The organism is Massilia sp. 01N410 (genome assembly GCF_056399665.1).
This window is the reverse complement of sequence record NZ_JBFTRV010000001.1, coordinates 168,780-193,663: the sequence shown is the minus strand read 5'-3', so window position 1 is coordinate 193,663 and position 24,884 is coordinate 168,780. Positions and strand designations below refer to the sequence as shown.

At 65.8% G+C, this 24,884-nt stretch carries 21 protein-coding genes and 1 tRNA gene; 13 read left to right on the top strand and 9 right to left on the bottom strand.

The window, feature by feature from the left end; translation table 11 throughout:
- Positions 1-3: 3 nt before the first annotated feature.
- Genes AC1DOP_RS00870 through AC1DOP_RS00860 form a run of 3 tightly spaced genes read right to left on the bottom strand, consistent with a single transcriptional unit; the run spans position 4 to position 2,679 of the window.
- A complete protein-coding gene (locus tag AC1DOP_RS00870) occupies positions 4-651 on the bottom strand; it encodes a dihydrofolate reductase family protein (protein ID WP_477249185.1) in 648 nt (215 codons plus the stop codon).
- A complete protein-coding gene (locus AC1DOP_RS00865) occupies positions 639-2,075 on the bottom strand; it encodes an amino acid permease (protein ID WP_441934030.1) in 1,437 nt (478 codons plus the stop codon). The genes AC1DOP_RS00870 and AC1DOP_RS00865 overlap by 13 nt, the downstream gene beginning before the upstream one ends.
- 19 nt (positions 2,076-2,094) lie before the next feature.
- Positions 2,095-2,679, bottom strand: a complete 585-nt coding sequence (locus tag AC1DOP_RS00860; protein ID WP_477249182.1) for a tetratricopeptide repeat protein — start codon at positions 2,677-2,679, stop codon at positions 2,095-2,097.
- A 166-nt stretch (positions 2,680-2,845) separates the two neighbouring features.
- On the opposite strand from AC1DOP_RS00860, the gene pdxR reads away from it, so the two are divergent.
- The 4 genes from pdxR to AC1DOP_RS00840 all read left to right on the top strand — a co-directional run bounded on the left by pdxR (position 2,846) and on the right by AC1DOP_RS00840 (position 11,051).
- On the top strand, positions 2,846-4,318 hold the full coding sequence (gene pdxR / locus AC1DOP_RS00855; protein ID WP_477249180.1) for a MocR-like pyridoxine biosynthesis transcription factor PdxR: 1,473 nt from the start codon (positions 2,846-2,848) through the stop codon (positions 4,316-4,318).
- A 96-nt stretch (positions 4,319-4,414) separates the two neighbouring features.
- A complete protein-coding gene (locus AC1DOP_RS00850; protein ID WP_477249178.1) occupies positions 4,415-6,664 on the top strand; it encodes a TonB-dependent receptor in 2,250 nt (749 codons plus the stop codon).
- Positions 6,665-6,678: 14 nt separating this feature from the next.
- The gene (locus AC1DOP_RS00845; RefSeq protein ID WP_477249176.1) at positions 6,679-10,128 is read left to right on the top strand and encodes a hybrid sensor histidine kinase/response regulator; all 3,450 of its coding nucleotides are present in this window, start codon (positions 6,679-6,681) and stop codon (positions 10,126-10,128) included.
- Positions 10,125-11,051 (top strand): diguanylate cyclase, encoded by a 927-nt coding sequence (locus AC1DOP_RS00840; RefSeq protein WP_477249174.1) that lies wholly within the window; start codon positions 10,125-10,127, stop codon positions 11,049-11,051. Before AC1DOP_RS00845 ends, AC1DOP_RS00840 begins: the two co-directional genes overlap by 4 nt.
- Before the next feature lie 35 nt (positions 11,052-11,086).
- Here the strand turns inward: AC1DOP_RS00840 and AC1DOP_RS00835 are convergent, their stop codons facing one another.
- A complete protein-coding gene (locus AC1DOP_RS00835) occupies positions 11,087-12,262 on the bottom strand; it encodes a hypothetical protein (protein ID WP_477249172.1) in 1,176 nt (391 codons plus the stop codon).
- Positions 12,263-12,804: 542 nt separating this feature from the next.
- On the opposite strand from AC1DOP_RS00835, the gene AC1DOP_RS00830 reads away from it, so the two are divergent.
- The gene (locus tag AC1DOP_RS00830; protein WP_477249170.1) at positions 12,805-13,821 is read left to right on the top strand and encodes an acyltransferase family protein; all 1,017 of its coding nucleotides are present in this window, start codon (positions 12,805-12,807) and stop codon (positions 13,819-13,821) included.
- 123 nt (positions 13,822-13,944) lie between these two features.
- Here AC1DOP_RS00830 and AC1DOP_RS00825 read toward each other — a convergent pair.
- A tRNA-Cys gene (locus tag AC1DOP_RS00825) sits at positions 13,945-14,015 on the bottom strand.
- A gap of 125 nt (positions 14,016-14,140) precedes the next feature.
- Between AC1DOP_RS00825 and AC1DOP_RS00820 the strand changes: the two genes are divergently transcribed.
- Positions 14,141-14,542, top strand: coding sequence for a hypothetical protein (locus tag AC1DOP_RS00820; protein WP_441934019.1), 402 nt, complete (start codon positions 14,141-14,143; stop codon positions 14,540-14,542).
- Here the strand turns inward: AC1DOP_RS00820 and AC1DOP_RS00815 are convergent.
- Together AC1DOP_RS00815 and AC1DOP_RS00810 are read right to left on the bottom strand one after the other, a co-directional pair.
- Positions 14,532-14,786 (bottom strand): hypothetical protein, encoded by a 255-nt coding sequence (locus tag AC1DOP_RS00815; RefSeq protein WP_477249168.1) that lies wholly within the window; start codon positions 14,784-14,786, stop codon positions 14,532-14,534. The genes AC1DOP_RS00820 and AC1DOP_RS00815 overlap by 11 nt on opposite strands.
- Positions 14,787-14,843: 57 nt before the next feature.
- Positions 14,844-15,731, bottom strand: coding sequence for a LysR family transcriptional regulator (locus AC1DOP_RS00810; protein ID WP_477249166.1), 888 nt, complete (start codon positions 15,729-15,731; stop codon positions 14,844-14,846).
- A 96-nt stretch (positions 15,732-15,827) separates the two neighbouring features.
- On the opposite strand from AC1DOP_RS00810, the gene metE reads away from it, so the two are divergent.
- Positions 15,828-18,119: a 5-methyltetrahydropteroyltriglutamate--homocysteine S-methyltransferase gene (gene metE / locus AC1DOP_RS00805; RefSeq protein ID WP_477249164.1), complete on the top strand. Its 2,292-nt coding sequence runs from the start codon at positions 15,828-15,830 to the stop codon at positions 18,117-18,119.
- 14 nt (positions 18,120-18,133) lie between these two features.
- Here metE and paeA read toward each other — a convergent pair whose 3' ends face one another.
- Positions 18,134-19,465, bottom strand: coding sequence for a polyamine export protein PaeA (gene paeA, locus AC1DOP_RS00800; RefSeq protein WP_477249162.1), 1,332 nt, complete (start codon positions 19,463-19,465; stop codon positions 18,134-18,136).
- A 62-nt stretch (positions 19,466-19,527) separates the two neighbouring features.
- Complete coding sequence (locus tag AC1DOP_RS00795) at positions 19,528-20,331, bottom strand: TOBE domain-containing protein (protein WP_477249160.1); 804 nt, start codon at positions 20,329-20,331, stop codon at positions 19,528-19,530.
- 91 nt (positions 20,332-20,422) lie between these two features.
- Here AC1DOP_RS00795 and modA point away from each other — a divergent pair, with 91 nt between their 5' ends.
- From modA to AC1DOP_RS00765, 6 genes are all read left to right on the top strand, one after another.
- Positions 20,423-21,166: a molybdate ABC transporter substrate-binding protein gene (gene modA, locus AC1DOP_RS00790; protein ID WP_477249158.1), complete on the top strand. Its 744-nt coding sequence runs from the start codon at positions 20,423-20,425 to the stop codon at positions 21,164-21,166.
- 6 nt (positions 21,167-21,172) lie between these two features.
- Positions 21,173-21,850, top strand: coding sequence for a molybdate ABC transporter permease subunit (gene modB / locus AC1DOP_RS00785; RefSeq protein WP_477249156.1), 678 nt, complete (start codon positions 21,173-21,175; stop codon positions 21,848-21,850).
- On the top strand, positions 21,847-22,932 hold the full coding sequence (gene modC, locus AC1DOP_RS00780) for a molybdenum ABC transporter ATP-binding protein (RefSeq protein ID WP_477249155.1): 1,086 nt from the start codon (positions 21,847-21,849) through the stop codon (positions 22,930-22,932). Before modB ends, modC begins: the two co-directional genes overlap by 4 nt.
- Before the next feature lie 105 nt (positions 22,933-23,037).
- Positions 23,038-23,409: a response regulator gene (locus tag AC1DOP_RS00775; protein ID WP_441934002.1), complete on the top strand. Its 372-nt coding sequence runs from the start codon at positions 23,038-23,040 to the stop codon at positions 23,407-23,409.
- Between the two features lie 159 nt (positions 23,410-23,568).
- Positions 23,569-24,132, top strand: coding sequence for a group I truncated hemoglobin (locus AC1DOP_RS00770; protein ID WP_477249152.1), 564 nt, complete (start codon positions 23,569-23,571; stop codon positions 24,130-24,132).
- Positions 24,129-24,827 (top strand): hypothetical protein, encoded by a 699-nt coding sequence (locus AC1DOP_RS00765; RefSeq protein WP_477249150.1) that lies wholly within the window; start codon positions 24,129-24,131, stop codon positions 24,825-24,827. Before AC1DOP_RS00770 ends, AC1DOP_RS00765 begins: the two co-directional genes overlap by 4 nt.
- Positions 24,828-24,884: the final 57 nt, after the last annotated feature.

Genomic DNA, 24,884 nt, shown 5'->3' with positions numbered 1-24,884 from the left:
CCGTCAGTCCTTGCGCAGCACGACATGCGTCGCCGAGGGCGTCGGCAGGTGCTCGGTGCAGCGGAATCCCATGCTGCGAAGATCGAGGCCTCCAAACAGGGATTCGCCGGATCCCAGCAATACCGGGGCAATCGCCAGGTGCATCTCGTCCACCAGGCCGGCCTCGAGGTACTCGCGTACGGTCGCCACGCCGCCGCCCAGGCGCACGTCCTTGCCGTTCGCGGCGAGGCGGGCTTGCGCATAGGCGGACTCGATGCCGTCGGTAACGAAATAGAAGGTCGTGCCGCCCTTCATCGCCAGCGGCGCGCGTGCAGGGTGGGTCAGCACGAAGACGGGGACGCGATACGGGGGTTCGTCGCCCCACCAGCCTTTCCACTCGTCGTCCTGCCATGGCCCGCGGATCGGACCGAACATATTCCTGCCCAGGATCCATGCGCCAAGATTGTCGAGGCCGCGGGCTGCAAAATCCTTGTCCGGACCATCCACGCCCTTGCCTTCGTTTCCTGTCATGCGCTGGAAAGTACGGGTGCCGCGGAACCACTGGAGCAATCCGCCCCCGCCTTCACCCATGGGATTTTCCAGGCTCTGGTTCGGGCCGGCGCCAAAGCCATCGAGCGACACGGAAAAACACTTTACCTTTAGTTCGGACATTCCTTCTCCTCCTGATGTTGCGCTTGATGGTCGGGCAGGTTCAGCAGGGACCGTTGCCGGGCATAGCCGAAGTACACCACCAGGCCGAGCGCCAGCCATGCCAGGAAGGCGGCCCAGGTGGTCCTGCTCAGGAAGGCCATCAGCACGGCGCAGAACACGATCGCGAGCACCGGCACGACGGGCACTCCAGGGCAGCGGAAGGCGCGGTGCAGGTCGGGGCGCTTCTTGCGCAGCACGATGACGGCGACCGAGACCAGGCAGAAGGCCGCCAGCGTGCCCATGTTGACCAGTTCGCCGAGCACGCCGAGCGGCACGACCGCGCTCAGCAAGCCGAAGATGAGCCCGACGATCCAGGTGGCGAAGAAAGGCGTGCCGAAGCGCGGATGGATCTCGGACAGCTTATGCGGCAGCAGGCCGTCACGCGACATGGCGAACAGGATGCGTGTCTGGCCGTAGGCCATCACCAGGATCACGGTCGTCATGCCGAGGATGGCCCCGACGTCCACGAAGGCCGCGAACCAGGTCTCGTTAGCGTATTGAAGCGCCAGCGACACCGGATGGTCGATGCCGAGGAACTTTGCGTAGGGAACGATGCCGGTCATGATGGCGGTCACGATGATGTACATGATCGTGCACGTCGCCAGCGTTCCGATGAGGCCGATCGGCAAGTCGCGCTCGGGACGCTTCACTTCCTCGGCGGCCGAGGTGACGGAATCGAAGCCAATGAAGGCGAAGAACATGAGAGCGGCGGCGCTCAGCGTGCCGCCGGCGCCGTTCGGCATGAAGGGGTGCCAGTTCGACGGATGGACGTGGCGGGCGCCGACGCCGATGAACAGCAGGACCACGCCCAGTTTGATGATCACCATGATGTTGTTCACGCGCGCGGATTCCCGCACGCCCAGCGACAGCATCCCCGTAAGTACCATCATGATGCAGAAGGCCGGCAGGTTGAACCAGGTGTGCTGCCCCGGCACCGCCCCGGGCGCGCCGCGCAGCGACTCCGGCAGGGACAGGCCGAAGCTCGTCATGAGGGACTGGAAATAGCCGGACCAGCCTACCGCCACCGCGGAGGTCGCCAGGCCGTATTCGAGCAGCAGGTCCCAGCCGATGATCCAGGCGACCAGCTCGCCCATCGTCACATAGCTGTAAGTGTAGATGGACCCTGCGACCGGAACGGTCGAGGCGAACTCCGCATAGCACAGGGCCGCCAGTCCGCAACAGACGCCGGCGATGATGAAGGAGAGCGTCAAGGCGGGTCCGGCCGTGACGGCGCCCGTTCCCGTGAGGACGAAAATGCCGGTCCCGATCACCGCGCCTATCCCCATCAGTATCAGGTCGAATGGCCCCAGGACTTTCTTCAGGCCTCCCGGCTTGCGGCTGCTGGCCATTAAATGGTCCAGATTCTTTGTTCTGAATAAGCTCATTTGCGCTCTCTTTCAAGGTTTATGGCAAAGCCATGCCGGGATGCCAGTTGCGTGAACGTCTTTGCGCCTCATCGATTTGCTGTGCAGTCATGTGGCGCGCCAGGTCGTCGCGCTGCTCGCCGGCGTTGCGGTGGCCGCTTGCCGCGGCGAGATCCCACAGCATGTAGGCCGTGACCGCATCCTCCGGCACGTCGGCCACGTGGTGCCGAACCATCAGGCCGAGGGCATACTGGGCATCCGGCTGGCCAAGCTGCGCGGCCTTGCGGAACCACGACACTGCCAGCTTCTGGTCCTGCGGGACGGCATTGCCGGTGTAATACATCGCGCCGATCACGTACTCCGCGTCGGGCACGCCTTGCAGCGCCGCCTTGTAGTGCCATTCGAAGGCCTGCCTGTAATTGCGCGGCACCCCACGGCCCATGAAGTACATCAGGCCGAGCAAATGCTGGGCGTCTGCATTGCCGCCCCGGGCAAGCGGCGCGATTTCCTTCAGCGCCAATTCGTAATCGTGCTCGCGATAGGCCGCGGCGCCCTCGGCGAAACCCGCGATCGCGGGGCAGTGCAGGCCAAGCACGAGAAATATTGCAGCAATCGGCGTTTTCATTGTGTCGTCGGGTGATGGGTCATACCGGTTGCAGTGGTTCGATTCCTTATCGACGAACGAAGAAACGGATTTCGACAGACCATGAAAGATTAATTAGCGCCTTGACTATAATCAGCACACTGGCACCAAGAAAGGGCCAGCCGATGCCGATCTGATAGGACTACCTGTGGACTATGGTCTCCTGCTCGCCGATTTCGAACGCCACCACGATGTTGACGGCTGGCCGCGCCAGCGCAAGGTCCACGCCAGCCTGCGCGCGGCCATCCTGGATGGCCGCCTGGCGGCCGGCCACCGCCTCCTGTCCACCCGGATACTGGCGCGCGAGCTGGGTATCGCCCGCAACACCGTGTTGTACGCCTATGAGCAACTCATGGCGGAAGGACTCCTGCTCACATCCCGCGGCGGCACGGTGGTGGCGCCGGTGGCGGTTTCCACTCCCGCAGGGATCGGGTCGGAGCGGCCGCCGTCGGCCCTGTCGCGCCGCGCGCAAGCGCTGACCGGCATGGCCTCGCCCGGCGTGTTGACCGGGGCCTTCGCGCTCGGCGTGCCCGCGCTCGACGCGTTTCCCATGACGTCCTGGCGCCGCGCACTCGACCGTGCCTGGCGCGAAACCGGTCCCTTCGAGTTCGATTACTGCGACCCTGCCGGCCTGCCGGTCCTGCGCAAGGCGATCGCGGACTACCTGCAGGCTGCGCGCGGCGTGCGCTGCGACGCCGCACAGGTCGTCGTTACCAATGGCACGCAGGCCAGCCTGGAGCTCTGCGTCCAGCTGTTCAGCGATGCCGGCGACACTGCCTGGATCGAGAATCCGGGCTACCTCGGCGCGCTGTCGGCGTTTCGCGGGGGCCAGCTGCGGTCGGTCGGCATCGCGGTGGACGGCGAGGGCATCGCGCCGGCCGACGAAGACTGGCGGCGTACCCCGCCGCGGCTGATCTATACCAGCCCGTCGCACCAGTATCCGAGCGGGGGGGTGCTGGGCATGCGCCGCCGGCTTGCGCTATTGGACAGCGCGGCCCGTGCCGGCGCCCTGATCATCGAGGACGATTACGACAGCGAGTTCAGGCACGACGGCCCGGCGCTGCCCGCGATGCAAGGCCTCGCGCCATCCGCGCCGGTGATTTATCTCGGCACCTTCAGCAAGACCATGTTCCCGGCCATGCGTACCGGCTTCATGGTGCTGCCGGCCGGCCTGGCCGAAGCCGCGCGTCCGGCCCTGGCCCGCCTGCCCATGCATGGGCGGGTGCCTGAACAGCGCGCCCTGGCGGCATTCCTGAACGACGGGCAGTTCGTACAGCACCTGCGCCGCATGCGGCGCCTGTACCGCGAGCGGCGCGATGCCCTGCTCGAAGCCCTGGGCCGGCATTTCGGCGATATGGCGGCGGTCCATGGCGCCGGCACGGGCATGCATCTGGCGCTCCGGTTTGCCGATCCAGACTGGCGCGATGACCGCATCAGTGACGCAGCACGGGTTGCCGGCATCACCGCGCATTGCCTGACACGGCATGAAACCGGCTTGCGCAAGACAGGGTGGACCGGCCTCCTGCTTGGCTACAGCCAGGTGCCGGCGACGGAAATCGACGATGCGGCGAGGCGGCTTGCGAAAATTTCATGTCGGCGCCCGCCTGAATCCGCTGCGTAGAAGTCACAAACCGTTGCGTTCTGGTAACCCGAGACTATTGCGCATAAGCACTAACTGCTAGACTCTCCGGCTATCCTTCAAGCATCAGGAAAGTTCATGAAGACGTACCGGGTTCGCCCGAACCCCAGCCTGCTGGCCGCCGCACTGGCCGGCATCGCCTGGCATGCCGCCGGCGCCCAGACCGTAACGCCAGGCGCCGCCGGCGATGGCATCCAGGAAGTGATCGTCACCGCGCAACGCAGCGCCGCACCCGAATCCAGGACCCCGGTGGCGATGAGCGTGCTCACCGGCGAGCAGCTCGCCAAGCTCGGCCTCGACGATCCGATGGCGATCGGCGACCGCCTGCCGAATACTTATTTCCAATACGGCAACGACGGCCTGCGCATCACGATCCGCGGCGTCTCGAGTGCCGACAATACCGAAAAGGGCGATCCCTCGGCCGCCTTCATGCTCGACGGCGTCTACATCGCGCGTCCGCAGAGCCAGACCGTGTCCTTCTTCGACGTCGACCGCATCGAAGTGCTGCGTGGTCCGCAAGGCACGCTCTACGGCCGCAATACCACGGCCGGCGTGGTCCACGTGATCAGCAAGACGCCGGTGCCCTGGTTCGAAGGCGAGGCGCATGCGGAAATCGGCAGCTACGACAGCCGCAAGCTGGGCGCCACCGTCAACGTGCCGGTGAGCGAGACGCTCGCGCTGCGCGCCGCGGTCGCCGCCAATCAGCGCGAGTCCTTCCTGCGCAATGCCCAGGGCACGCCCTACCACCTTGGCCTGGACCGCGACGACTGGTCCGCCCGCCTCTCGGCCAGACTGGGCCTGGGCAGGGACGGCTCGCTGCTGCTGCGCTACGAGCACACGCAGAACGACGCCAGCAACGACGACAGCCTGCCCGACACGAATTTCTACCGCGGTGCCGCGCAGGGCGCGCCGGTCTGGTTCGACGCTCCCGCCGCGCAGCGCCTGACGAACGCCTTCATCGCGCCGAACATGCGTCCCGAACAGGGCTATACGCACAAGACCACCTCGGCGCTGTCGGCGGAGCTGAACTGGGACCTGGGCGGGTTCAACGCCACCTGGCTGGGCTCGCACCGCGATTTTTCGAACAACTACCTGTACAACTATTACTACCGGGTGGTGCCGACCTTCGCGATCGGCCTGCGCCATGACTTCAACGGCGACTACAACCAGGACTCGCACGAGCTGCGCTTCGCCACCAAGCCGGGCGGCCGCCTGAACGCCCAGGGCGGCCTGTACTGGTTCCGCGAAGACGCCAGCAACCACTACGTCTACCGCGACATGGAGCCGATCGGCCTGACGCCCTACTACGTCTGGGACATCATCCCGTCGGTGTCGCGCAGCCGCGCCGTGTTCGGCCAGGCCACCTACCCGGTGACCGACAGCCTGCGCCTGACCGCCGGCGCCCGCTACAACATGGACAATAAGTCGCGGGTCGGCACCATCGGCTACCAGCAGGCGCGCACCTTCAATCCGGCCACCGACCTGCGCGCCCTCGACCACGGCGAGCTGTCGATCCACAAGACCACCTGGCGCCTGGGTGCCGAGCTTGATCTTGCACCGGGCAGCATGCTGTACGGGACCGCCGCCACCGGCTTCAAGGCCGGCGGCTTCAACGACGGCTGCGCGGCCGGTGATGAAAAGCTCGGCGTGCGCTGCAATGCGCTGAGCCAGGTGCCGGCCGCGGACCTGACTTACGCACCGGAGACGGTCCGCTCCTGGGAAGCCGGCGCCAAGACCCGCTTCTGGGGCAATCGCGCCAGCCTGAACCTGGCGGCCTTCCATTACGACTACCGCAACCTGCAACTGTCGGCGGTGGCCTTCCACAACGGCTCACCGGTCTACGTGACCAGCAATGCCGGCCAGGCCGTGGTCAACGGCCTCGAAGCCGAAGGCCAGCTGCGCCCCACCGCGGCCGACCGCTTCGACTATGCGCTGACCTTCACCGACGCCCATTACATCAGCTACTCGCCTGACGGCGTGCATTCCTGGGCCGGCGTGAAGCTGGACCGCACACCCACCCGCACCCTGTCGCTCGGCTGGGAGCACCGCTTTGGCCTGGCCGGCGGCGCGCTGGTGGCCGGCGTCCACACGCGCGCCAGCAGCCGCGCCCTGCTGACGGTGCCGACCCAGGCCCTGAAGTACTGGGTGCCGGGCCACACCGAGTCCGACCTGCGCCTGGCCTGGGAACCGCAGGGCGCCAGCTGGACCGTGCAGGCGCGCGTGCGCAACCTCGAGAATGAAGTGCGTCCGACCACCGTGAACAGCTTCGGCATGGCGCTGCCAGGCGAGCCGCGTACCGCCGACCTGCGCGTCGACTACCGCTTCTGAGCAGGGAACCCGCCATGCGAACCTGGATCGTCCCGCTCTTCCTGGCCATGCTGGCCCTGCTGCCGCTGCCATCAAAGGCCGCGGCGCCGGCTGGCGGCCAGGCCGCGCTGCTGCTCGACGGCCGCCAGCCCGAGGTCGATCCATGGCCGGCGGTCCGGGTGCTGGTCGATCCCGGTCACCGGCTGGACGTCGGCATCCTGGCGGACGCGCCGGAACGTTTCAAGGATCCGGGTTCGCCCTTCGCCAGCATCGGCGTGCGGAAGGGTACGGCATGGCTGCGCTTTCCGGTGCAGGCGGCGATGACCGACGACGGCGACTGGGTGCTCGACATCGCCTATGGCCTGATCACCCGCGCCGACCTCTGGCTGCTGCGCGACGGCCGTATCGTGCGTCACGCGGCGGGCGGTTCCGGGATCGATCCGGAGGGCGCCCTCGGGCACGGCAACCCCGCCTTCCGGCTCGAGCTGGAACCCGGCGTGCACTATGAGGTGCTGCTGAAGGTCCAGACCGAGGCGCCGAAGATCCTGCCGGTCATGCTGCGCAAGCCAGAAGCCTCCTACAGTGCGGCGATGGACGAGCAGCTCCTGCAAGGCCTGCTGTCCGGCCTCAGCCTGTTCCTGGTGATCTACAGCCTGGCGCAATGGGCCCACCTGCGCGAATCGCTGTACGCCAAGTACGCGCTGTACATCGGCAGCCTGGCCATCTATTCGGCCGCGGTGTACGGCGTCGGCGGCCGCTACCTGTGGCCGGGGAATATGTGGGCGGCGCTGCACCTGAGCGGCATCGCGGCCATGCTGTGCTCCTGCAGCGCCTACCTGTTCGTCGAGCACCTGCTGGCCCGTCCCGGCCGCGACCGCGTCTTCTCGATCGTGATGAAGTCCTGCGCCGTGCTGTGCCTGCTGAACGCGGCCGCCTTCGGCCTCGACCTGATCCACGACGAGTTCCTGATCATGATGGTCAGCACCCTCGGCATCTTCCCCACCCTGTTCGGCCTGCCGGGCGCCTTCCGCCTGGCGCGCCGCCGCGACCCGGTCGGCATCTGGCTGCTGGTCGGCTGGACGATCAGCTTCACCGGCGCCGCCGTCATGACCAAGGTATCGCATGGGGGCGCCGCCCCGGACTTCTGGAACATGCACGCGGTGCAGTTCGGCGCCGCCCTCGACATGCTGGCCTTCCTGCGCATCGTCGGCCTGCGCAGCCGCGCGACCCGCGACGCCACCCTGCGCGCGGAAGCCGCGACCCGCATGAAGTCGGAGTTCCTGGCGAACATGAGCCACGAGATCCGCACGCCGATGAACGCCATCCTCGGCATGAGCCGGCTGGCCCTGATGGCCGAGCCGAATCCGAAGCTGCGCAACTACCTCGGCAAGATCCTCGGCGCCGGCGAGCACCTGCTGGGCATCATCAACGACATCCTCGACTTTTCCAAGATCGAGGCCGGCCGCATGACCGTCGAGGCGACCCCGTTCGCCCTCGACGGCCTGCTCGATCACCTGGCCGGCATCGCCGGCGTCAAGTCCGACGCCAAGCAGCTCGAGCTGGTGTTCCGCGTTGCGCCGGACGTGCCGCCCCACCTGGTGGGCGATCCGCTGCGCCTGGGCCAGGTGCTGATCAACCTGACCAACAATGCCGTCAAGTTCACCGAGCGCGGCGAGATCGTGGTGGCGGTCGAGCTGGTCGAGCCGGTCGACCGCGCGGCCGGCCAGGCGCGCCTGCGCTTCACCGTCAGCGACACCGGCATCGGCATGAGCGGCGAACAGCTCGCCGGCCTGTTCCAGGCCTTCGCCCAGGCCGACAGCTCGATCACCCGCAAGTACGGCGGCACCGGCCTCGGCCTGACGATCTCGAGGCAGCTGGTCGAGCTGATGGGCGGCGCGATCGGCGTGACCAGCACACTGGGCGCCGGCAGCCGCTTCAGCTTCACCGTCACGCTCGGCGTCGGCAGCGCCGACGACCTGCCCTCGGCCGCCCTGGGCCAGGCCCGCGTGATGGTGGTCGACGACAGCGCCAGCGCGCGCGACGCCCTGGTCGAGATGCTCGGCGCCTACGGCATCCGCGCCAGCGTGGCCGCCTCCGGCGAGGACGCCCTCGAACTGCTGGCCCAGGCCACAGACGCCGGCAACCCCTACGAGCTGGTGCTGATCGATTACCGCATGCCCGGCTGGGACGGCGTCGAGACCATCCGCCGCATCCGGCTCGATGCCCGCGTCAAGGCGCCGCCGGCGATCCTGATGGTCAGCGCCTGCACCCGCGAAGGCGTGCTGCAGGAACAGGGCGACCTGCCGCTGGACGGTTTCCTGACCAAGCCGGTGAACCCGGCCCTGCTCTACCACAGTGTGCTGCAGGCCCTGCATCCGGAACTGGTGCTGCCGGCCGGCGCCGCCGGTCCGGGCGCCCTGCCCGACCTGGCCCGCCTGGACGGCGCCCGCATCCTGCTGGTCGACGACAATGCCAACAACCGCGAGGTCGCGCTCGACTTCCTGGCGGCCGCGCGCATGCGGGTCGACACCGCCGTCGACGGCCTGGCAGCCGTGGCGATGGTGAAGGAAGGCGATTACGACCTGGTGCTGATGGACATCCAGATGCCGGTGCTGGACGGCCTGAGCGCCGCGCGCGCGATCCGCGCCCTGCCCGGCCGCGAAACGCTGCCGATCGTCGCCATGACCGCCGACGCCATGTCCGGCGACCGCGAACGCAGCCTGGCGGCCGGCATGAACGACCACGTGGTCAAGCCGATCGAACCGGAGCTGCTGTTCCACGCGCTGCTGCGCTGGATCGAGCCGGCGCGCCTGCTGGGACGCGCGCTGCCGGAAGCGCGGGATGCTTCCCCCGGCGCCGATGCCGGCGACGCCGGCGCGGCGCTGCCACCGCCACTGGCCGGGGTCGACTGGAGCCTGGCGCTGGCCAGCGCCGGCGGCGAGCCGGCCCGCCTGCGCCGCCGCCTCGCCAGCTTCGTCCGCGAATACGGCCAGGCGCCGGCCCTGATCCGCGATGCCCTCTCCAGCGGCGCCGACGAGGTCCTGCTCGGACTGGCGCACAACCTGCGCTCGGGCGCGACCTATATCGGCGCCGCCGCCCTGGCGCGCATCGCCGGCGACCTCGAACAGGAATTGCGCGCCGGCCGCCGCGAGCGCCTGCCGCTGCTGGCGCCGGAACTCTCGCTGAGCCTCGATGCCGTGCTGCAGGGCCTGGCGCGCAGCCAGGCTGCGGACAGCGACAGCCGCGCCGAGCAGGCGCCCGCAACGGGGACCGGCGTGCCGGCGCTGGTGCGGCGCCTGGCCGGCTATCTGCGCGCCGCCGACGCGCGTGCCGAAGACGCCCTCGCCGAACTGCAGGCCGCCCTGCAGGCAGGCAGTCACGCGGCCCTGCTGGCGGCGCTGCGCAAGGCGGTCGACGATATCGAGTACGACAGTGCGCTGGCCCTGCTCGCGGAACTGGAACAGCTGGACGAAGCGCAGGCATGAATCCGCTCGAACCGCAGAAAGTCCTGATCGCCGACGACGATGCGATCAACCGCCAGGTGCTGGCCGACCTCCTGAAGCCCGAGTACACGGTTCTGCTGGCGAAGAACGGCGAACAGACGCTGGAGCGCACCCAGCGCCACGCACCCGACCTGGTGCTGCTGGACGTGATGATGCCGGACATGGACGGCTACGAAGTGCTGCGCCGGCTGCGCGCCGATCCGCAGACAGCCCATACCACGGTCATCTTCATCTCCGGCATGAACCGGCCGGAAGACGAAGCCAACGGTCTCAATGCGGGCGCCGCCGACTACATCGCCAAGCCCTTCAACGCCACCGTGGTGATGGCGCGCGTGGCCATGCACCTGCAACTGGTGAGGCAACGCCGCATGCTGGAGCGCCTGGCCAACGTCGACGGCCTGACCGAGCTGGCCAACCGCCGCCGCTTCGACGAGCTGTACGAGGTCGAATGGCAGCGCGCCCAGCGCAACGGCCGGCCGCTGTCGCTGGCCCTGCTCGACATCGACGCCTTCAAGCAGTACAACGATCACTACGGCCACCCGGCCGGCGACCGCGCCCTGCGCGCGGTGGCGCGCGCCGCCAGCGCCGGCCTGCGCCGCCCGGCCGATCTCGCGGCCCGCTACGGCGGCGAGGAAGTGGTGCTGCTGCTGCCGGACACCGACGCCACCCAGGCCCGGCACGTGGTGGACGGCATCCTCAAGGCCATCGTCGACCTGCAGCTTGCGCACGCGGCGTCCGGCGTGGTGCCCTGGCTGACCGTCAGCGCGGGCGGCGCCACCCTGGGCGAACATGGGCCGGGACAGCGTCCGGAAACGGCGGCCGAGCTGTTCGAAGCGGCTGATGTGCAGTTGTACCGGGCCAAGCATGGGGGACGGAATCGGGTGGCCTGGCGCGGTCTGGACTAGGGTCGCGGAGTAGCTGGAGCGTATGGCCGCGCCCATTATCGCGGGGAGTCGCGCAACAGGTGTTTGGTGAAGGCTTGCGCCGGCCGCCATAGCAAAGGCAGCCTGCTCGCGGCACCGAGTCGTTTTATGTACTTCGAACGGCGGATTGCGATCGCAATCTGCTCGGCGATGTCATTCCTGCCCTTCGCCACCGAGGTTTGGTAGAGGTTTTCAAAAAATTTCTCGTCCAACCTGTGGCCAATATAGATCTTTGCAATTCGATTGATCTCGAACTTCCCTCTCTCAAACAACGATGCTTCGTCTAGTTTGCCGAACAGTTCGAGCGCAATCATCGTGCGATAGCACTTCTCGCATCGGCAACAATTTCTATGGTCTTGCCCTTTCGAGTCCGCGCCGCGATAGCAAACATGGAGTTCACGGAGGGCATTCAGGTCCTTGGTCAGGTATTCGATCTTCTCCGTTCGGGTATAGGCTGTTCCCTCGTGGACAATTTTAGTGTGAACGGTCGAAAAAAGCGGGTCCGACAAGGGGTGGGATCCCCATGGGTCCAGACTACCGTAGTCATAGGAAGCCGGTATCAGGGTCTCATGAAAATGGTTTTCGAACATGAGAGCCACTGCCGCGAGTGCCGGACCGTGTGAAATAGCTTCCCAATGGGCCTTGCGCCATCGCGTTTCCCGGATGTTGGTCCTCACCGGGATAAAGCTTGCCCCGTAGTGCCCGGCCATCTTTCGAAGCCGTGCGCAATGCTTCTCAAACTCATCATTCTTAGAAATAGGCATGTCGAAACCCTGAACCGTGATCCAGTTCTTCACATCGGGGCGTCGTAGAACCGTGAATGTCGAGTCGACTCCGGCTGAGAAAAAGGAGGCAGCTCCGCGCTCATCTGCGAATGCCTGAACCTCCGGCGGTCCCGAGACGATATCTACTACGTGGACGTCCTTCCGCCAGTAGGCCCATAGCCGCAAAACACTTTCGGCTCCGCGCATCAGCTCAGGGTCGACAGAAAAAGGAATATGCAGGCTTTCGCCAAGGGTTGCCGCTATTGGCAGGAGAATCGACAGCCAGGGATTGCCAGATGTGCTTGGCTCATATGCACCAGGCAGCTCAAACCAATAGTCTTCGATAAAGCCGTCGTCGTATTGAACTTGCCCGGTTATCCGGGTGCGATCATTCAGCTGACTTGTTTTCTCGACGTTTAGTAGGCGCATGGCATGTCCGTATTCTCGACTATCAGTTTTACTTTGGATTACCGCTTGATAATTTCAGCGGCCAAGTTACTTATCTAAAAATTAACAAGTGTCGAAAACACGTTTTACCACAAGCGTTAATATCCAGCCCTTTCCTTTCTAAAATTTAATAATAGACTTGGTTGACGCGCTGTTTCTTTCGGGAAAAACGGTATTCATAAGATAAATTCTTACAAACCAGCAAGTTATTACCGTCCATATTGATGCACTTGTTCTAAGCCCGCTATTACAAGCGCCTCAACTCTGCGCACGACACCACTCCGGTTCTCCATCCAAAAGTAAGCGCTGGCATCCTACGTCGGCATGTCGCCGGGCAGTGACGGTATGAGCTTGGATCGCATCGCCGTAATGCGGCATTTCGTGTCTGAACAAGCCCCGAATTAACGCAAACTTGCGATCGAAGTTTGGCAGCGTGAAGAATCGGGCAAGATCTTGACGCAAAAAAACAACTTTCGCCCATCAATATTTGCAATTATTATAACCATGAGTAAACGGACATAATAATGGAAAAAAACATTCCTTATCTCGATGGTTGGCGCGGCGCAGCAATCAGTTGCTTGCTCATAGGACATTTTTTCGCGATTCCAGGAATAAATCTGGGCACCGTCGGGGTGGGCCTGTTTTTCGTCCTCTCAGGCTTGTTGATGGCGAATGTTCTGTTCGTCAAGGAAGTAGGCTTCGGAACATTTTATCGGCGGCGCGTCGCACGGGTTTTCCCATCAGTGGCCGTTTATCTTGCAGTCATCCTTGGCGTATGGGTCGTTACCGGTCAACCGGTTTCGGCTACGGAATTTTTGTCCGCCCTTACGTTCACGAATAACTATTTTGTGGTCGACCGATGGGTAATGCCTCTTGGGCATATCTGGTCGCTGAGTGTCGAAGAGCATTCATATGTCATTCTTTCGCTCGCCGCATTGTGGTGCCGTACGCATGAAGGTCGTGGCAGGTCCGCAATCGGCCTGATCCTGGCGGTGATCATCGCTGCAATCGCGGTCTACACACTCGTGCCTTCTGCGAAGGTAAGCGGCTACCATTCCCATACCGAGGTAGCGTCGCTGGGTATTTTTGCGGCTGGATTCATTTTCTTGAGTATGACCGAGGGTGGCGTGCGCTTGAGCCGCCCTTGGGTTTCACCAATAGCGCTGATGATCGGCGGCGCAGCCTACTGGTGGTCAGTCCCGCCAGGCCTACGGCTGATTGCCGGTCCCATTGCGTTTGCCGTGGCGATCAATGGCATGGCCGGTGCCCCCGGCTGGTATCGTTCGATCTTCGAGTTTGGATGGCTGCGCAGGCTCGGGACCTGTTCGTTCTCGCTGTATCTATGGCAGCAGCCCTTCTATCAACTCTACCGCCACCATGGCATGTCGCCAGTTCTGGGCCTCATACTGGCTTCGACCGCCGGGTGGGCAGCTTTCCACCTGATCGAGCACCCGGCGCGCTTGTACCTAAATAAACGATGGGGCGCGAAACCAGGTGTGGTGATTGATCCGGAATCCAGCAACATTCGGGCTGAAATCTAGTGTTCAGCCAAGGTCTCGCGACGCCCGGCGGCTGGCAACATGACGCTGGCTGTTGCGTTTGCCGACGTTTGCAACGAAATAGAAAAAGCCCACTTGCGAGTGGGCTTTGTCATGAATCGGTTCAGGCGAGGACAGGAATCGAACCTGTCTGGGCGGCGTTGCAAGCCGCTGCATAACCTCTTTGCTACCTCGCCGAAGAGAATCCTACGCCCCTGCCAGACGCGCGCTGTGCGATGGCTCAAGAGTCGAGCGCCCAAGGCCGCCGCCGGCAGACGGCGGCGCGCAATGGCATACTGGCTGGCCCGACTTCAGGACCACCATGAATACAGATAAACGATTAAGTTTCGAGGAACTGACGCAGCTGGCGACGGCATCGGCAGCCGTCACGCAGGACTGTACTTGCGCCATCGACTCCTTCCGCGAATGGACGCGCATTCCGGCAGCCTTCCCGGAGCAGCAGGTGCGCGCCCTTGGCACGCTGGTCGAGGATCCCTACGCCGAAGCGAGCTACGACGAATACCATCCGCACAAGACGAACTACTGGTCGGCGGAGGCGCCGATCGCCTGGCGCCACTATCCCTACAACCGCTGCGGCGTGTTCCAGTGCAGCGTGTGCGGGCGATGCTGCCTGAAGTACGTGGAAGCCGGCGGCTATTACGTCGAGCCGCGCATCCGCGCCCTCGATCCGGCACTGCTGGTGGACGCGCCGCTCAGCGCATGAAGGGCCAGGCCAGCACGCGCTTCACGTGCAGCAGCGGGCGCGCGGTCAGGTAGGCGCCCGCCGCACCGAAGGCCAGCAGGCAGCGCAGGTCGCCGATGACGGCGAGCCAGACGCCGGCGACGCTGACGAAGGACAGCATCAGCATCAGCAGCAGCTCGATGCTGAGGAAAAACGGCGAGGCCTGGCGCCAGGCGCGCAGCACCAGTGCGCCGGCTTCTTTGATGTTCTTGATCTCTTGACTCATGATCGTTCGGCCGGCAAGCGGCGGTGGGCAACCGGCGATTATAGAGCAATCCGCCGGCTACTGCCCGGTCTGCCGCGCCAGCGCCACGAAGGCGTGCAGGTAGTCGGTATCCCAGTCCGCCTCGCGCGCGCCGAGGTGGATGTGCTTCTGGATCCCCGTCGGCCCGAGCCGCAAGGTATGCAGGCGCAGCTGCGGCGCGTAATCCGTCACCAGCCATTTCGGCAGCGCCGTCACCCCGCGGCCGCTGGCCACCATCTGCAGCATGATGTCGGTGGTCTCGATGGTCTTGTGCCGGCGCGGCCTGCAGTTGGCCGGCAGCAGGAACATGGTGTAGACGTCGAGGCGGTCGATCGGCACCGGATAGGTGATCAGGGTTTCCTCGATCAGCTGCTCCGGCCTCACCTCTTCCTGGCCGGCCCAGGGATGGTGTTCGTGTACCACCAGCACCTGCTCGTAGCCGAACACCGGCTCGAAGCGCAGGCCGGGACGCAGCACCGGATCGGGCGTGACGACCAGGTCGATCTCGTAGCCCAGCAAGGCTGCGATGCCGCCGAACTGGAACTTCTGCTTGACGTCGACGTCGACCAGCGGCCACGCCTCCAGATAGGGCGACACCACTTTCAGCAGCCACTGGTAGCAGGGATGGCACTCCATGCCGATGCGCAGCGTGCCGCGCTCCCCCTGCGCGAACTGGGCCAGCTGCTGCTCCGCCAGCACCAGCTGCGGCAGCAGGCGCTGGGCCACCGCAAGCAGGTAGTCGCCGGCCTGGGTCAGGCGCAGCGAGCGGCCTTCGCGGATCCAGATCTCGGTGCCGGCATGCTGCTCCAGCTTGCGCATGCTGTGGCTCAGCGCCGACTGGGTCAGGTGCAGCACCTCGGCGGCGGCCGTGACCGATCCCTGGCGTTTCACTTCGAGGAGGATTTCCAGATGGGCGCGCTCGAGCATATATGAATGAAATCGATGGATACGTGAAAAATGACCATTTTACTTCATGACTAAGCGCCAATAACATGAATCAAATAAATCATTCATGGAGTTGGCATGACCACTATTCATAACCTGGGATTCCCGCGCATCGGCGTCAAACGCGAACTGAAATTCGCGCTGGAGGCTTACTGGAAGGGCGAATCCTCGCGCGAGACGCTCCAGCAGCTGGGTGCCGGGCTGCGCGCACGCCACTGGCAGGACCAGGCCGGCCTCGATCTCGTGCCGGTGGGCGACTTCTCCTTCTACGACCAGGTGCTCGACATGAGCTTCACCCTCGGCAACCTGCCCGAGCGCGTGCAGGGCTTCCACGGCGACGCGCTCGACAACTACTTCCGCGTGGCGCGCGGCCGCTCGGCGCAATCGGCCGAAGAGCATCCGGGCTGCTGCGGTGGGGTCGCGGCCGGCGAGATGACCAAGTGGTTCGACACCAACTACCACTACATCGTGCCGGAGTTCTCGGCCGGGACCGAATTCAGGCTCGACGCCTCGCGCCTGCTCGCCCAGCTGGCCGAAGCCAGGTCCCAGGGCGTGAAAGCCAAGCCGGTGATCCTCGGCCCGGTCAGCTACCTGGCGCTGGGCAAGGCGAAGGATGGCGCCGACAAGCTGGCCCTGCTGCCCGCCCTGCTGAACGTCTACGCGCAACTGCTGTGCGTCCTCGCCGAACAGGGCGTGACATGGGTGCAGGTGGACGAACCGATCCTGGTGACGGAGCTCGACGCCGACTGGCAGCACGCCGTCAACAGCACCTACCACCACCTCAAGGCCTGCCCGGTCAAGCTGCTGCTGGCGACCTACTTCGGCCAGCTGCAGGAAAACCTCTATCTGGCCGCCAACCTGCCGGTGGCCGGGCTGCACGTCGACGCCATCCGCGGCCGCGAGGACGTCCGTCCGCTGCTGAATCTCCTGCCCAACCACAAGGTGCTGTCGCTGGGCGTGATCGACGGCCGGAATATCTGGAAGACCGACCTGAACGCGGTGCTGGACTGGCTGGAGCCGATCGCGGCCGGCCTGGGCGAGCGCCTGTGGATCGCGCCTTCCTGCTCGCTGCTGCACGTGCCGGTGGACCTGGGCAGCGAACAGAAGCTCGATGCGGAGATCAAGTCCTGGCTCGCCTTCGCCCTGCAGAAGCTGGACGAACTGCGGGTGCTGGCCCAGGCCCTACGCGGCGGCCGCGACTCGGTGAAGGAGGCGCTCGCGGACAACGCCGCCGCCCTGGCCGCGCGCCGCGCCTCGCCGCGCGTGCACGACCCGGTGGTGCGGGCCGCGGTCAAGGCGGTCGATCCCGCCCTCGGCTGCCGCGACAGCGCCTATGCCGAACGGGCCGCGCTGCAAGCCGCCCTGCTCCGCCTGCCGGCCTACCCGACCACCACCATCGGCTCCTTCCCGCAGACGCTTGAAATCCGCCAGGCGCGCAGCAATCACAAGGCCGGCCTGCTGGACGACGCCGGCTACCGGGCGGCGATGCGCGCCGAGATCGCACGCAGCGTGCGCGAACAGGAAGCCCTCGGACTGGACGTGCTGGTGCACGGCGAGGCCGAGCGCAACGACATGGTCGAATACTTCGGCGAGCAGCTCGAGGGCTATGCCTTCAGCCAGTACGGCTGGGTCCAGTCCTATGGCTCGCGCTGCGTCAAGCCGCCCATCCTGTTCGGCGACATCAAGCGTCCGCGGGCGATGACGGTCGACTGGATCGCCTACGCCCAGTCGCTGACGGACAAGCCGATGAAGGGCATGCTGACCGGCCCGGTGACCATCCTGAACTGGTCCTTCGTGCGCGACGACCAGCCGCGCGCCGAGTCCTGCCGGCAGCTGGCGCTGGCGATCCGCGCGGAAGTGCTGGATCTGGAGCGGGCCGGCGTGCGTGTGATCCAGATCGACGAGGCGGCCCTGCGCGAAGGCCTGCCGCTGCGCCGCGCGCAATGGCAGGACTACCTCGACTGGGCGATCGAGTCCTTCCGCATCGCCGCCAACGGCGTGCGGGACAGTACCCAGATCCATACCCATATGTGCTATTCGGAGTTCAACGACATCATCGCCGCGATCGCCGGCATGGATGCGGACGTGATCACCATCGAGACCTCGCGCTCCAGCATGGAGTTGCTGGACGCCTTCGACGACTTCCGCTATCCGAACGAGATCGGCCCCGGCGTCTACGACATCCACTCGCCCAACATCCCGACCACCGAACACATCGTGCAGCTGATGAAGAAGGCGGCCGAGCGCATTCCGGCCGAGCGGCTGTGGGTCAATCCGGATTGCGGCCTGAAGACGCGCCAGTGGGCCGAGGTGATCCCGGCGCTGAGCAATATGGTGGCCGCGGCCAGGGAGCTGCGCGCCGCGGCTTGAAAGGCCTGCTCAGCTCAATCGCTGTTGGAGGCGGCAAAGGCCGGGGAAGCCTCCCCGCGCCCGACCCGCTTCACCAGCAGCTGGTCGATGCGGTAATGGTCGACGTCCAGCACTTCGAAGCGCATGCCCTGGTACTCCACGCTGTCGGTGGGCTTGGGCACCTTGCGCAGCATGTACATCATGAAGCCGGCCGCGGTTTCGTAGTGCTCTTCCTCGGGCAGCGATTCGAGCTCGAGCACGCGCTTCATGTCCGCCACCGGGGTGCTGCCGTCGATCAGCCAGGAGCCGTCTTCGCGCTGCAGGGCTTGCTGGTCGGCTTCCATCGGGCTGCCCCACTTGCCCATCACCGTCACCATGATGTCGCTGAGGGTGATCACGCCGACCACCAGCGCGTATTCGTTGATCACCACCGCGAAGGTCTCCTTGGTGGCGCGGAAGCGGTCCAGCAGTTCGGACAGGGTCAGGGTATCGGGAATCATCAGCACCGTGCGGATGGTCGATTCGTTCAGCTGGAAGCCGGAGCGCTTGTGCAGCAGGCCTACCAGGATGTCGCGCGTGTCGACATAGCCGATCACGCGGTCGATCACGCCGTCGCAGACCGGGAACTTGGACAGCGCGTGGGTCGCGATCTTCTGGCGGATGCTCTCTTCCGGCTCGCTCAGGTTGAAGAACACCACGTTCTCGCGGGTCGTCATGGTGGACGTCACCGCCCGCGACTCCAGTTCGAAGACGTTCTCGATGAAGTGCTGCTCCTGCTTCTGCAGCACGCCGGCCTGGGCGCCGGCTTCCACCACCGCCGAGATCTCGTCGAAGGTGATGCGGTCTTCGCGCGTGGTGTCGATGCCGAAGACCCGGAACAGCATGTTCGCCACCTTGTTCAGCGCCCACGAGAAGGGCTTGAAGAAGCGGATGATGAACAGGACCGGCCGGATCACGGCCATCGCCGTGCTCTCCGGCGCGATCATCGCCAGGCGCTTGGGCATCAGGTCGGCGAACAGCACGAACAGGGTCGTGACGAACACGAAGGACAGGGCGAAGGCCACGTTCTCGCGCCCCGGCCCCGCATACACCACCGACAGCCAGTCGAAGAAGAAGGGCCGCAGGGCCCCTTCGCCGAGGATACCGCCGAGGATCGCGATCGCATTCAGGCCGATCTGCGAGGCCGCGAAGAAATCGGCCGATTGCGCCTGCAGCGATATGACCTTGTGGGCGCGCTCGTCGCCTGCCTCGGCCAGCAGCTTGAGTTTGATTTTGCGTGCGCCGGCCAGCGAGATCTCCGTCAGGGACAGGAAGCCGGCGGCAAGCACCAATACGGCCAGTAGGGCCAAATGTTCGAACAAATTCATGGGACACCCGGGACTTTGTTATCACTTTAGCATATGGCCGGGATGCGAAGCCAACCCGGCAGCTATCCCGCCACGCCGACGATGACGCTCGAGGCCTTGAACATCGCCATCGCCGCCGCCCCTTCCGCCAACGCCAGCGACTCCGCGCTCTCGTTGGTGATCACCGCCGCCACCGTGCCGCCACCCGGCAGGTCCAGCACCACCTCGGTATTCACCGCGCCCGGCGTCAGGCGCGAGATCGTCCCCTGCAGGCGGTTGCGGGCCGAGAAGCGCGCGCCATCCGCTTGCGTCACCAGGATCACCGAGGACGACTTGATGAGGGCAAAGGCCTGGCGGCCCGGCTGCAGGCCCAGGGTCTCGGTGCTTTCGCGGGTGACGATGGCGACCAGCTTGTGGCCGCCGGCGATGTCGAGTTCGATCTCGTCGTTGACGGCGCCCGGCTTGACGCCGGTGACGGTGCCGAAGAACTGGTTGCGTGCGCTGGTCTTCATATTCAGTCTGCTGATCAGGTTCAGGTCGTCGGCCACGCCGGCCGCCTGGCGGTTGAGTTGTTCGACAAAATCGCGATGCACTTGTTCGAGGCGGCGGAAGTTCTTCACCAGCTGTCCGCCGCGCGCGGTCAGGCGGGTGCCGCCGCCGCCCTTGCCGCCGGTCTGGCGTTCGACCAGGGCTTCGCCGGCCAGGTTGTTCATCGCATCGATGGCGTCCCAGGCGGCCTTGTAGCTCATCTTGATGGCCCTGGCGGCCTGGCTGATCGACCCGGTCTCGGCCACCTTGGCCAGCAGGTCGACCCGGCCGGGGCCGCCGAAGTTCTCGCCGCCCACCGTCATCCACACCATGCCCTGCAATGCAAATTCCTTGTCCATCTCTTCTCCCGATCCAGCCGCCACGATAACAGATGCCAAGATGAAAATAACGCTATATACTCGCAAATATAACGCTTCGGAGCCATCATCCATGAAACGACTTGCCGGCCTGCTGGCCACGATATTGACGACCGCCGGCGCCCATGCCGGCGAGGTGCAGGTGGCGGTCGCCGCGAATTTCACCGCGCCCATGCAGAAGATCGCCGACGCCTTCGCCCAGGACACCGGACACAAGGCCGTGCTCGCCTTCGGCGCAACCGGCAAGTTCTATGCGCAGATCACCAACGGCGCGCCGTTCGAAGTCCTGCTGGCGGCCGACGACGAGACCCCGGCCAGACTCGAGGCCGCAAAGCAGGCCGTGCCCGGCACCCGCTTCACCTACGCCACCGGCAAGCTGGTGCTGTGGTCGGCCAGGGAAGGCTATGTCGACAGCCAGGGCAAGGTGCTGCAGGACGGGCACTTCGCCCACCTGGCTATCGCCAATCCGAAGGCCGCGCCCTACGGTGCCGCCGCGGTCGAGACCCTTATCAGGCTGAAGCTCTACCAGCACCTGCAGCCGAAGATCGTCCAGGGCGAGAACATCGCCCAGGCCCACCAGTTCGTCAGCACCGGCAATGCGGAACTCGGCTTCGTCGCCCTGTCCCAGGTGTCGCGCGACGGCAGGTTCACGTCCGGCTCCGGCTGGATCGTCCCCGAGTCCATGCACAGCCCGATCCGTCAGGACGCCGTCATCCTGCTCAAGGGCGCCGCCAATCCGGCCGCCAGGGCCCTTACCGACTACCTCAAATCCGACAAGGCAAAGGGCATCATCCGCGCCTACGGCTACGAAATCTGAACCTGGATGGACGCCGCCGACCTTGCCGCCATCTGGCTGACCCTGAAGCTCGCCACCGTCGTCACCCTGCTGTTGCTGGTGCTCGGCACGCCCGTTGCCTGGTGGCTGGCGCGCACCCGCTCGCGCCTGAAGAACGCGGTGGTGGCGGTGGTGGCGCTGCCGCTGGTGCTGCCGCCCACCGTGATCGGCTTCTACCTGCTGGTCGTGATGGGGCCGAACGGCTTTCTCGGCAAGCTCACCGGCGCCCTCGGCCTGGGGCTGCTGCCCTTCACCTTCACGGGCCTGGTGCTGGCTTCGGTGCTGTACTCGATGCCCTTCGTCGTGCAGCCGCTGCAGAACGCCTTCGAGGCGATCGGCGAGCGCCCGCTGGAAGTGGCGGCGACCCTGCGCGCCAGTCCCTGGGATGCCTTCTGGAGCGTGGCGGTGCCGCTGGCGCGTCCCGGCTTCCTGACCGCGGCGGTGCTGGGCTTCGCGCACACGGTGGGCGAGTTCGGCGTCGTGCTCATGATCGGCGGGAACATCCCCGACCGCACGCGCGTGGTCTCGGTGCAGATCTACGACCACGTCGAAGCGCTCGAATACGCGCAGGCGCATTGGCTGTCGGCCGCCATGCTGGTGTTCAGCTTCGCGGTGCTGCTGGCCCTGTACACCTTCAATCCGCAATCGCTGAAGGGACGCCGATGACGGAAGATGCTGGAATTCGCGTACGCCTGAACCTGCAGCGCGACGCTTTCGCGCTGGACGTCGACCTGCACCTGCCGGGCCGGGGCATCACGGCCCTGTTCGGCCCCTCGGGCTCCGGCAAGACCACCTGCCTGCGCGCCATCGCCGGCCTGGAGCGCGCGCGGGGCGGCTATGTGGCGGTGGGCGGCGAGGTCTGGCAGGACGAGGCGGCCGGCATCTTCGTCCCGGTGCACAAGCGCGCCCTCGGCGTCGTGTTCCAGGAAGCCAGCCTGTTCGCCCACCTGAGCGTGCGCTCCAACCTGGAGTTCGGCCGCAAGCGGGTGCCGCCGGCCGCGCGCCGCTTCGAGCCGGAAGCGGTGGCCGCCCTGCTCGGCATCGACCACCTGCTCGAGCGCCGGCCGGACCGGCTGTCCGGCGGAGAGCGCCAGCGGGTGGCGATCGCGCGCGCCCTGCTGGCCTCCCCGCGCCTGCTGCTGATGGACGAGCCGCTCGCCGCCCTCGACCTGCGCCGCAAGCAGGAGATCCTGCCCTATCTGGAGCGCCTGCACGACGAGCTGTCGGTGCCGATCGTCTACGTCAGCCACGCGCCGGACGAGGTGGCGCGCCTGGCCGACCATCTGGTGCTGCTGGACGCCGGCCGCGTGGTCGCCAGCGGCCCGCTGACCGAGACCCTGGCGCGCGCCGACCTGCCGCCCGCCTTCGTGGACGACGCCGGCGTGGTGCTCGACACCATCCTCGAAGGCCACGAGGACGATGCCCTGTCGCGCCTGGCCTTCGCCGGCGGCGTGCTGCGCGTCGGCCGGCGCCATGAAGCGATCGGCAGCCGCCTGCGCTGCCGCATCCATGCGCGCGACGTCAGCCTGGCGCTGTCGCGCCCGCTCGACTCCAGCATCGTCAACCTGCTGCCCGCCGTGGTGACGGCGACCGCGGCCACCGATACGCCGGGCCACGTGCTGGTGCAGCTGCGCATGGGCGAGACGCCGCTGCTGGCGCGCATCACCGAGCGTTCGCGGCGCGAGCTGGGCATCGGCGCGGGACGCGAACTGTGGGTACAGATCAAGGGGGTGGCACTGCTGCGCTAGTTTGCATAACGAAAATTTAATGTGTTGTAAGCAATAGTTACAGTTTACCAACTTCCTCTTCCGCCGCGCCAAGGTAATCAGGAGCAATCTCCCCCTACCTTACCGATGCCGCTCTCCACACTTCTCGTAGAAAACGATCCGCTCACGCGTCAGGCCGTGGTCTACCTGCTGGACGGGTTGAAGCATGTGCCGGTCGCCTTCGAGGACCTCGCTTGCGCCGCCGGCGTCCTCGAGTCGCTCCGGGTCGACCTGGCGATCATCAGCCTGGGCTTGCGCGACCCCGACGGCGGCACGGTGGCGGCACGGCTCAAGAAGCTGCAAGGGCATCTGAAAGTGATCGTGGTGGGCGGGCGCCAGCCACAGGCGCCGGCGACATCGATCGACGCCTGGGTACAAAAGCCTTTGTGCCTGAAAGCGCTGGCGGCAGCAATCGAACGCGCCATGTCCCCCGGCAGCGCAGGATGGCGCAAATGGTGAAGTAGCGCAGGGCTATTTGCACTCGCCACTGTTTGAATCCAAAACCGAATCCGCTACGTATATAGGTCAAAGCGCCTGACGGCTGAAGAGCGACGCTCGCAGCTGCAGCGCTTCCACGCGGGGACCATTCCCCGGATCGACCACTTTCTGGAGACCCATATGAAGCGCACCCTCTTCCTGTCCTCGGCATGCCTGTGCGCCGTCTTGTCCGCCTGCGGCGGCGGCAATGACGACAAGCCGATGGCACAATTCCCTCAGAACAATGACATCTGGCTGGCCCTGGGCGGCGACGCCAAGGCCCCGGCGGCGGTCGGCAAGGTCGTCGACGACGCCGTCGCCGGCCTGCTCGCCGATCCGAAGGAAGCGCCCTATTTCGCCGTCGTCGGCAAACCGGGCCACGACTCGCCCGACCGCCTGAAAGCCTGCCTGCGCCTGCAGTTCAACGCCGTACTCGGCGGCCCCTACTCCTATCCCGGCCCCGTCACCGCGGACGGCAGCACCCAGACCTGCGAAGACATGGTCACGGCCCACAAGGACCTCGGCATTCCCGGCTGCGTGTTCGACCAGTTCATCGTCGACCTGGCAGCGGTCATGAAACAGGATGGCGTACCGGACGCTTACATCAACCGGGTGGCGCCGACCCTGGTCGGACTGAAGGGCTCGATCGTTTCCAGCGCGCCGGTCTACCTTGGCCCGAATACCGCGGCCAACTGCCAGTCATGAACACGCTCGGCCGTCCCCTCAGGCTGGGCGCCGGCATCGGCGCTGCCGTGCTGCTGGCGCTCGGCGCGATCGGCTGGATGCACACGCCTTCCGGCCTGCGCTTCCTCGCCGCCGCCGGCGTTCCGTGCCCGGTGAACACGGTGACGCCGGAACGGGTCGGGCGATTGCGCAGCGTCGGATTGGCCTCGATCCGCGGCGGCGCACCGGCACCGGTTCGTCCGGCTCTGGCGGGCATGCAGCTCGACCGGACCACCGAAGCCGAGGCCCTGGCCCTGCTCGGGCGCGCGCATGCGCAATGCGAGGCGCAAGTGCGCGGCTACCGCCACCTGCGCTGCCGCGGCATCGATGCCGGTGCGCTGGCGCTGGACGGGCCGCCGGTCAGCGAACTGTGGCTGAGCTTCGGCCCGTCCGGGCGCCTGGTCGGCGTCGACGTCTACCGGCGCGGCATGGATGCAGCCTCGCTGCGCACGGTATGGTCGTCGGCCGCCGCCCGCCTGCGCAGCGCCCTCGGCGCGCCCACCGTGACGCTGGGCGATCCGGCGCCGGAAGCGCTGGCGGCGCTGCCGATCCAGACCGCCCGGCTTCAATACCGCTATGCGGACTATCTCGCGACCGTCACGGCCTCCCACCTGCCACAGAGCGGGCTGTCGGTGCGCGAGCAGTACCTGTCCGCGAAGGAGGACACCATAAATTGATGAATTTAACGCAAGCATGAGATGAAACGCTACAATGGTTTCATCTCGCCAATCACA

What these genes read in the sequence shown, in the direction of transcription:
- AC1DOP_RS00770 (WP_477249152.1), top strand. Translation starts at nt 23,569, where the DNA reads ATGAAGCGCACCCTCTTCCTGTCCTCGGCATGCCTGTGCGCCGTCTTG.
- paeA (WP_477249162.1), bottom strand. Translation starts at nt 19,465, where the DNA reads ATGAATTTGTTCGAACATTTGGCCCTACTGGCCGTATTGGTGCTTGCC.
- modB (WP_477249156.1), top strand. Translation starts at nt 21,173, where the DNA reads ATGGACGCCGCCGACCTTGCCGCCATCTGGCTGACCCTGAAGCTCGCC.
- AC1DOP_RS00795 (WP_477249160.1), bottom strand. Translation starts at nt 20,331, where the DNA reads ATGGACAAGGAATTTGCATTGCAGGGCATGGTGTGGATGACGGTGGGC.
- AC1DOP_RS00845 (WP_477249176.1), top strand. Translation starts at nt 6,679, where the DNA reads ATGCGAACCTGGATCGTCCCGCTCTTCCTGGCCATGCTGGCCCTGCTG.
- AC1DOP_RS00830 (WP_477249170.1), top strand. Translation starts at nt 12,805, where the DNA reads ATGGAAAAAAACATTCCTTATCTCGATGGTTGGCGCGGCGCAGCAATC.
- AC1DOP_RS00775 (WP_441934002.1), top strand. Translation starts at nt 23,038, where the DNA reads ATGCCGCTCTCCACACTTCTCGTAGAAAACGATCCGCTCACGCGTCAG.
- AC1DOP_RS00835 (WP_477249172.1), bottom strand. Translation starts at nt 12,262, where the DNA reads ATGCGCCTACTAAACGTCGAGAAAACAAGTCAGCTGAATGATCGCACC.
- AC1DOP_RS00840 (WP_477249174.1), top strand. Translation starts at nt 10,125, where the DNA reads ATGAATCCGCTCGAACCGCAGAAAGTCCTGATCGCCGACGACGATGCG.
- modC (WP_477249155.1), top strand. Translation starts at nt 21,847, where the DNA reads ATGACGGAAGATGCTGGAATTCGCGTACGCCTGAACCTGCAGCGCGAC.
- metE (WP_477249164.1), top strand. Translation starts at nt 15,828, where the DNA reads ATGACCACTATTCATAACCTGGGATTCCCGCGCATCGGCGTCAAACGC.
- AC1DOP_RS00870 (WP_477249185.1), bottom strand. Translation starts at nt 651, where the DNA reads ATGTCCGAACTAAAGGTAAAGTGTTTTTCCGTGTCGCTCGATGGCTTT.
- AC1DOP_RS00865 (WP_441934030.1), bottom strand. Translation starts at nt 2,075, where the DNA reads ATGAGCTTATTCAGAACAAAGAATCTGGACCATTTAATGGCCAGCAGC.
- AC1DOP_RS00860 (WP_477249182.1), bottom strand. Translation starts at nt 2,679, where the DNA reads ATGAAAACGCCGATTGCTGCAATATTTCTCGTGCTTGGCCTGCACTGC.
- AC1DOP_RS00820 (WP_441934019.1), top strand. Translation starts at nt 14,141, where the DNA reads ATGAATACAGATAAACGATTAAGTTTCGAGGAACTGACGCAGCTGGCG.
- AC1DOP_RS00765 (WP_477249150.1), top strand. Translation starts at nt 24,129, where the DNA reads ATGAACACGCTCGGCCGTCCCCTCAGGCTGGGCGCCGGCATCGGCGCT.
- AC1DOP_RS00815 (WP_477249168.1), bottom strand. Translation starts at nt 14,786, where the DNA reads ATGAGTCAAGAGATCAAGAACATCAAAGAAGCCGGCGCACTGGTGCTG.
- modA (WP_477249158.1), top strand. Translation starts at nt 20,423, where the DNA reads ATGAAACGACTTGCCGGCCTGCTGGCCACGATATTGACGACCGCCGGC.
- AC1DOP_RS00810 (WP_477249166.1), bottom strand. Translation starts at nt 15,731, where the DNA reads ATGCTCGAGCGCGCCCATCTGGAAATCCTCCTCGAAGTGAAACGCCAG.
- AC1DOP_RS00850 (WP_477249178.1), top strand. Translation starts at nt 4,415, where the DNA reads ATGAAGACGTACCGGGTTCGCCCGAACCCCAGCCTGCTGGCCGCCGCA.